The organism is Paenibacillus sp. FSL R7-0340 (assembly GCF_038002205.1).
GTDB lineage: Bacteria > Bacillota > Bacilli > Paenibacillales > Paenibacillaceae > Paenibacillus > Paenibacillus polymyxa_B.
This window is the reverse complement of record NZ_JBBOBY010000004.1, coordinates 1-6,043: the sequence shown is the minus strand read 5'-3', so window position 1 is coordinate 6,043 and position 6,043 is coordinate 1. Positions and strand designations below refer to the sequence as shown.

Here is a 6,043-nt window from a genome sequence, read left to right as displayed (position 1 = left end):
GATATCCTTTAAAGGATGATGAAGTTTTACATGTTAGGGCCTTTAGCTCAGCTGGTTAGAGCGCACCCCTGATAAGGGTGAGGTCGGTGGTTCGAGTCCACTAAGGCCCACCACTTCTAGAATAACAAAAAGATTGGGGCCATAGCTCAGCTGGGAGAGCGCCTGCCTTGCACGCAGGAGGTCAGCGGTTCGATCCCGCTTGGCTCCACCAATATTCCCTGATAGCTCAGTTGGTAGAGCACTCGACTGTTAATCGAGTTGTCACAGGTTCGAGTCCTGTTCGGGGAGCCATGTTTTGAATATTTCTGACTTTTATATATAAGGTGGCGGCGTAGCTCAGCTGGCTAGAGCGTACGGTTCATACCCGTGAGGTCGGGGGTTCGATCCCCTCTGCCGCTACTCGGAGAGATACCCAAGTGGCTATAAGGGGACCCTCTGCTAAGGGGTTAGACTGCGAAAGTGGTGCGAGGGTTCGAATCCCTCTCTCTCCGCCATAAATTTATTGGAATCAGAACTTATTTTGTAAGGCCCGTTGGTCAAGGGGTTAAGACACCTCCCTTTCACGGAGGTAACAGGGGTTCGAATCCCCTACGGGTCATAATATGGAGGCTTAGCTCAGCTGGGAGAGCATCTGCCTTACAAGCAGAGGGTCGGGGGTTCGAGCCCCTCAGCCTCCACCATAAGAAAATTTGATAAGTCCCTTTTAATGTCGCGGGGTGGAGCAGTTCGGTAGCTCGTCGGGCTCATAACCCGAAGGTCGTAGGTTCAAATCCTGCCCCCGCAATTAATTTCCTATTGGAAATGCCTCTGGAACTGTGGTGTAGAGGCCTAACATGCCTGCCTGTCACGCAGGAGATCGCGGGTTCGAATCCCGTCAGTTCCGCCATTTTAATCTCATATATAGTTGACATATATAGTGTGGATTATATGGTGTAGTAATAAAACAAAATATGGCTCGGTAGCTCAGTCGGTAGAGCAGAGGACTGAAAATCCTCGTGTCGGCGGTTCGATTCCGTCCCGAGCCACCTTTCAAGTGGGAAATGAGTAATGTGCCGGTGTAGCTCAACTGGTAGAGCAACTGACTTGTAATCAGTAGGTTGGGGGTTCAAGTCCTCTCGCCGGCACCATTTTGGAGGATTAGCGAAGTGGCCAAACGCATCAGACTGTAAATCTGCTCCCTTACGGGTTCGGTGGTTCGAATCCATCATCCTCCACCAGTCTTTTCATAATCATATGGCGGTCGTGGCGAAGTGGTTAACGCACCGGACTGTGACTCCGGCATTCGTGGGTTCAAGCCCCATCGGCCGCCCTTTATTCTTAATTTATTGGGGATTAGCCAAGCGGTAAGGCAACGGACTTTGACTCCGTCATGCATAGGTTCAAATCCTATATCCCCAGCCATTAAGAGCCATTAGCTCAGTTGGTAGAGCACCTGACTTTTAATCAGGGTGTCGAAGGTTCGAGTCCTTCATGGCTCACCATTTATAATTATTTTGCGGTCGTGGCGGAATTGGCAGACGCGCACGGTTCAGGTCCGTGTGGGCTAACCCCCGTGGAGGTTCGAGTCCTCTCGACCGCACCATATTTTGCGGACGTGGCTCAGCGGTAGAGCATCGCCTTGCCAAGGCGAGGGTCGCGGGTTCGATTCCCGTCGTCCGCTCCATTATCCATACGGCGCCATAGCCAAGTGGTAAGGCAAAGCTCTGCAAAAGCTTCATCCCCAGTTCAAATCTGGGTGGCGCCTTGACTGCTCATTATGGATTTAAATATGCGCCCTTAGCTCAGCTGGATAGAGCGTTTGACTACGAATCAAAAGGCCGGGAGTTCGAATCTCTCAGGGCGCGCCATTTCTTAAAAAAAGTATAATGTCGGGATGTAGCTCAGCTTGGTAGAGCACCTGGTTTGGGACCAGGGGGTCGCATGTTCAAATCGTGTCATCCCGATACTGATTTGCGGGTGTAGTTCAATGGTAGAACTCCAGCCTTCCAAGCTGGTAGCGTGGGTTCGATTCCCATCACCCGCTTTTTGCTATAGCGGATTCTTGTTGCCTCAGTGGTGACACCTTATAAATAAAGAGAGCCTGTCTGGGGACAGAGCTCTCTCTTTTTTTGTATTTATCTTCATGTACCCACAATGTATTGATTATTCATAATCTCGGTATCGGTGTATATCGTTCTGATCATACAACTGGTATACACCGATAACCGATCTAGTGGACAGTTTTTACACGGGAATGGTCAGCTGGATGGAGGTTCCCTCATCTGGAGCAGAGGTCATGCTCATAAATCCCCCTACCCCTCTAGCTCGTTCTTCCATACTGAACAATCCAACTCCCTCTCCTTGGGACTTTCCAGAGAATCCAATGCCCTCATCCCGAATGGTCACTTGTATCATTTCATCTTGATCCTCAACGTCGACATATGCCTCCGCTACATCTGCGTATTTGGCTACATTCGTTAATGCCTCCTGTACAATCCGATAAATTGCTATTTCCTTGCGAATATCAAGGCGTTTACGTAGAGTGCATTGAAAATGCACCTCAATCCCGTAATGAGAACAGAAGTTTTCAATATAGGTTCTTATAGCTGGGACGACACCCAAATCATCCAGAACTGAGGGACGAAGTTCCCACGCTAGACCACGAACATCTTTGATGATGTCGGTCACCTGCGAACGAAGACTCTCCAGAGCAGCACTAGGTTGTTCGGCAAGTTGGCTATCTAACTGAATAATAAGTGAAAACAAGCTTTGTCCTATCCCATCATGTAGCTCTCTTGAAAAGCGTTTACGTTCTTCTTCCTGTATTTGCATGACTTGCGTCATCATAGACTGGAGTTCTGCTTCTACTTTCTTCAGTTTAGTGACCTCATTGCGGATCGCTAAGTACTGATAGGGTTTACCTTCCTCGTCCATAAACGGAACGATCGTAGTATTCACCCAGTAGTAGCTGTTATCTTTAGCACGATTACGTATTTCTCCTTGCCATACCTCACCTGAACGGATTGTAGTCCACAGGTTTTTCATGAAGGCAGGGGTATGATAGCCTGAATTAATGAGACGATGATCCTGACCGATCAGCTCTTCACGACTGTATTGCGAAATCTCACAAAACTTGTCGTTCACGTACTGAATAATACCTCGATGATCGGTCAAAGCAACAATGGAAGACGTATCTAGAGCAAATTTTAGATTGGATAGTTGGTGGAGTGAGTTACGTAGTGCATGGAGAAAAGGGGACTCTGGTATATAAATTTCTAGATCATTCAGCAATGTATCGGTTGATTCACCAAAGGCATGCTGCAGTAAAGGATTAGAAGGTTCATTCATAATGGAGCAGCCCCTTTTTTAGTGCGAATTTGACTAGCTCAGGTCGTGTTTTCAAGTTAAGCTTCTCCATAAGGTTACTTTTATGGGACTCTACGGTTTTGACGCTAATCACTAGGTGCTCGGCAATTTCCTTGTTGGCATATCCTTTGGCTACCCACGATAGAATCTCCTTTTCCCGCTCAGATAGGGATTCATAGGGTCCGGCTATGCCTTCCTGTTTGATTTTGTCCAGATATTCACTCATCAGTCGTTTGGTTGCATTCGGGTACAAATAGGCACTACCCTCGGCTACAGACTGGATGGCAGCGAGCAACTCCTCGTGAGGTGCGCTTTTTAAAATATATCCGGATGCTCCAGCCTGAATGGCCCGGAACAGATATTCTTCATCATCATGCATTGTTAAAATAAGGACTTCTGTGTCGGGCAACTTTTTTTTTAATTCAGTGGTTGCCGTGAGACCATCTTTGCCAGGTGGCATGCTAAAATCCATGAGCACCACATTAGGTTGTAGCTCCACTGCCTTGTGGATTGCCTCATCCCCGTCTGCTGCATCTCCTACTACCTTGATACCGTTTTTGCCGTCCAATAGGGCCATGAGGCCAGAACGTACGACAACGTGATCATCCACTACTAGTATACGAATCAATTTGTCATCCCCTCGAACGGTAAAAAAACCGTGCGTTTTGTCATAATCATAGCAAATTTTAGGGATTTCAATCAACAAAGATAGTTAGGGACAGTCATATCAAGTATTTTATGAGTTTCATTATCTACAGAAACATTGTTGATCTATGGAGTAAGAGGGTAAGCACATAGTTGGCTAAGGCGTTGAGCGACTTGAGTGGCCTCGGCTACATCAGACTCTGTGAACATCCTCACATCACGATTACCAAGAAGCAGCACACCGTTGGGCAGATCCCCTGTGCTGGAAAAGGGAATAGCAACAGCAGAGTGAAGCTGCTCGGCCAGCATTAGTGCACATTCCTGACGCAAACGTATACTACCTGATAGCAAAGCACTTACAGTCACGGTACGTCCCAAGCGAACAGCCATCCCGGCAATACCATGGCCAATCTTAAAAGAAATAAGACGATAGCGATTGCTTCGGCTACCGGAGGCGTAATACCAATGCAACTTACCACCCGACTTGGACATAAATGCAAGGGCAGTGAGATCACCATAAATAGTATCTCTCAACTGATTCAGTTCTTTTCGCATTTCATCCGTTATTTGTAGCATAGAAGACACATCCTTTTTCATAACCAAACTATATCTCTAATTCATTGTAGTTCCGACAGTTACAAAAGTAGATCAGGGAACCCCCTGATCTATAGGCGCAGGAAACACTGACTTTTCATCTGGTCGGGTAAGGAGTAGGGAAAAGGCCGATAAATGGGGCATTAGCTTACCTCGGAAGTGATATTTATCACAGTAAATCAGGGAGTAGGAAGGTATAAAATCAGGTGTTCTCCCGATAACAACCCAGGCATTAAAACATTATGATATAGATATCAGGTAAACACGAGGAGGACGCTAACATGCAAGCCACTTGTATGGAACGGTTTGGGGACGAAGCGGAACGCACGGGAATTCAGATTTATTTGACAGAAGAACATTTGGATCTGCTAAAAGATATTATGTCCTGGAAGAAGGTAAAGGCAGGCGTTATGCTTTTCCGAGAGGGCGATGATGCAGAGCAGCTTTATTATATACATTCAGGTCATGTTAAACTTCGTAAATCGACAGAAGATGGTAAAGAACTGATTCTGACCATTCAGCATCAAGGTGACTTAATTGGGGAATTTAGCGGGATAGATGGAGAAGAGTATAGCTGCACTGCGGAAACAGCCGATGTGTGTGAGTTAGGCGTCGTGCTTGTTAAGGATCTGGAGTCGCTCTTGTCCAAAAATGGGGAAATGGCACTTCAGTTCATCCAGTGGATGGCGATGAAGCAACGCATTATGCAATCGCGCTTTCGGGACTTACTGTTGTATGGTAAAACTGGAGCGCTAGCGTCTACATTGATCCGTGCTAGCAATACATGTGGCGTGGCTGTGAAGGATGGCATTTTACTAAATATGAAGCTTAGTCACTCCGAATTAGGTGAGATGATTGGAGCGACACGAGAGAGTGTGAACCGGATGCTGAGCGCGCTGAAAGAGCAGGGAACCCTAGATACAAGGGATGGAAAGATTGTCATTCACGATCTCAAGGTATTACGTGGCATGTGCTGCTGTCCTTCGTACGGCCAATGTGCCCATGAAATTTGTCGCCTCTAATATTATGAATACCATTAGGCGGGGTCCAAGAGGCTTCGCCTTGTTGCATGTCTTCTAACAATCTAGCACATGGGGTAACGGGGTTAACGAACAAAATAGATTACAAAAAAACTAATTAACGTCGTATAGCGGTTAATTACCAATAATATATTTATATTAAATGGAACTGAACACATGACATTTTATGAACTAGCTGTTTTGAAATAACATTGGAGCTAATAATGGTTGACTAAACGGTGAAAGGGATTTTAAGTTTGAAAAAGGGATTATTTACAAGTTGCTTTCTTTTGCTGAAAATGATATATTATTTGAGCTGACAATAAAACAGCAGTTTCAAAAGCGAAAAACTTGGGTGAAACGATCTTCAAAAAAAGAAAAAATAACCCTTGTATTTTTGAAACGAACATGATATGATCTTATAGCTGCTGAAAAACGCA

4 protein-coding genes and 21 tRNA genes are annotated in these 6,043 nt (G+C 45.9%); 22 read left to right on the top strand and 3 right to left on the bottom strand.

All coding sequences use genetic code 11. The features are described from left to right. Nucleotides 1-36: 36 nt before the first annotated feature. The 21 genes from MKX59_RS27530 (at nucleotide 37) to MKX59_RS27430 (ending at nucleotide 2,023) form a co-directional block, all read left to right on the top strand. Nucleotides 37-113 (top strand) — tRNA-Ile (locus tag MKX59_RS27530). 22 nt (nucleotides 114-135) lie between these two features. Beyond that, nucleotides 136-211: transfer RNA gene (locus tag MKX59_RS27525), tRNA-Ala, on the top strand. A gap of 4 nt (nucleotides 212-215) precedes the next feature. Beyond that, a tRNA-Asn gene (locus MKX59_RS27520) sits at nucleotides 216-291 on the top strand. 34 nt (nucleotides 292-325) lie between these two features. After that, nucleotides 326-399 (top strand) — tRNA-Met (locus MKX59_RS27515). A gap of 3 nt (nucleotides 400-402) precedes the next feature. Beyond that, nucleotides 403-494: transfer RNA gene (locus tag MKX59_RS27510), tRNA-Ser, on the top strand. A gap of 32 nt (nucleotides 495-526) precedes the next feature. Continuing rightward, nucleotides 527-598: transfer RNA gene (locus tag MKX59_RS27505), tRNA-Glu, on the top strand. Between the two features lie 6 nt (nucleotides 599-604). Next, nucleotides 605-680, top strand: a tRNA-Val gene (locus MKX59_RS27500). 30 nt (nucleotides 681-710) lie between these two features. Further along, nucleotides 711-784: transfer RNA gene (locus tag MKX59_RS27495), tRNA-Met, on the top strand. A gap of 25 nt (nucleotides 785-809) precedes the next feature. Then, nucleotides 810-886: transfer RNA gene (locus MKX59_RS27490), tRNA-Asp, on the top strand. A 66-nt stretch (nucleotides 887-952) separates the two neighbouring features. Then, nucleotides 953-1,025 (top strand) — tRNA-Phe (locus MKX59_RS27485). 26 nt (nucleotides 1,026-1,051) lie between these two features. Beyond that, nucleotides 1,052-1,127, top strand: a tRNA-Thr gene (locus MKX59_RS27480). Nucleotides 1,128-1,131: 4 nt separating this feature from the next. Further along, a tRNA-Tyr gene (locus tag MKX59_RS27475) sits at nucleotides 1,132-1,217 on the top strand. Between the two features lie 19 nt (nucleotides 1,218-1,236). Further along, a tRNA-His gene (locus MKX59_RS27470) sits at nucleotides 1,237-1,309 on the top strand. A 17-nt stretch (nucleotides 1,310-1,326) separates the two neighbouring features. Then, nucleotides 1,327-1,401 (top strand) — tRNA-Gln (locus tag MKX59_RS27465). Nucleotides 1,402-1,405: 4 nt separating this feature from the next. Further along, nucleotides 1,406-1,481, top strand: a tRNA-Lys gene (locus tag MKX59_RS27460). 14 nt (nucleotides 1,482-1,495) lie between these two features. Continuing rightward, a tRNA-Leu gene (locus MKX59_RS27455) sits at nucleotides 1,496-1,582 on the top strand. A 6-nt stretch (nucleotides 1,583-1,588) separates the two neighbouring features. Further along, nucleotides 1,589-1,663 (top strand) — tRNA-Gly (locus MKX59_RS27450). Nucleotides 1,664-1,673: 10 nt separating this feature from the next. Continuing rightward, nucleotides 1,674-1,744 (top strand) — tRNA-Cys (locus tag MKX59_RS27445). 26 nt (nucleotides 1,745-1,770) lie between these two features. Further along, nucleotides 1,771-1,847, top strand: a tRNA-Arg gene (locus tag MKX59_RS27440). A 22-nt stretch (nucleotides 1,848-1,869) separates the two neighbouring features. Further along, nucleotides 1,870-1,943 (top strand) — tRNA-Pro (locus MKX59_RS27435). 9 nt (nucleotides 1,944-1,952) lie between these two features. Continuing rightward, a tRNA-Gly gene (locus tag MKX59_RS27430) sits at nucleotides 1,953-2,023 on the top strand. A 200-nt stretch (nucleotides 2,024-2,223) separates the two neighbouring features. On the opposite strand, the gene MKX59_RS27425 is transcribed toward MKX59_RS27430, so the two are convergent. The 3 genes from MKX59_RS27425 to MKX59_RS27415 form a co-directional block, all read right to left on the bottom strand. Then, entirely contained in the window at nucleotides 2,224-3,327 is a 1,104-nt protein-coding gene (locus MKX59_RS27425) for a PAS domain-containing sensor histidine kinase (RefSeq protein ID WP_023986656.1), read from the bottom strand. Further along, nucleotides 3,320-3,973 carry a response regulator gene (locus MKX59_RS27420; protein WP_023986657.1) on the bottom strand — a complete coding sequence of 218 codons (654 nt, stop codon included), beginning with the start codon at nucleotides 3,971-3,973 and terminating at the stop codon, nucleotides 3,320-3,322. Before MKX59_RS27420 ends, MKX59_RS27425 begins: the two co-directional genes overlap by 8 nt. Nucleotides 3,974-4,116: 143 nt before the next feature. After that, nucleotides 4,117-4,566, bottom strand: a complete 450-nt coding sequence (locus MKX59_RS27415; protein ID WP_028542674.1) for a GAF domain-containing protein — start codon at nucleotides 4,564-4,566, stop codon at nucleotides 4,117-4,119. A gap of 299 nt (nucleotides 4,567-4,865) precedes the next feature. Between MKX59_RS27415 and MKX59_RS27410 the strand changes: the two genes are divergently transcribed. Next, nucleotides 4,866-5,606, top strand: coding sequence for a Crp/Fnr family transcriptional regulator (locus MKX59_RS27410; protein ID WP_023986659.1), 741 nt, complete (start codon nucleotides 4,866-4,868; stop codon nucleotides 5,604-5,606). Nucleotides 5,607-6,043 lie beyond the last annotated feature (437 nt).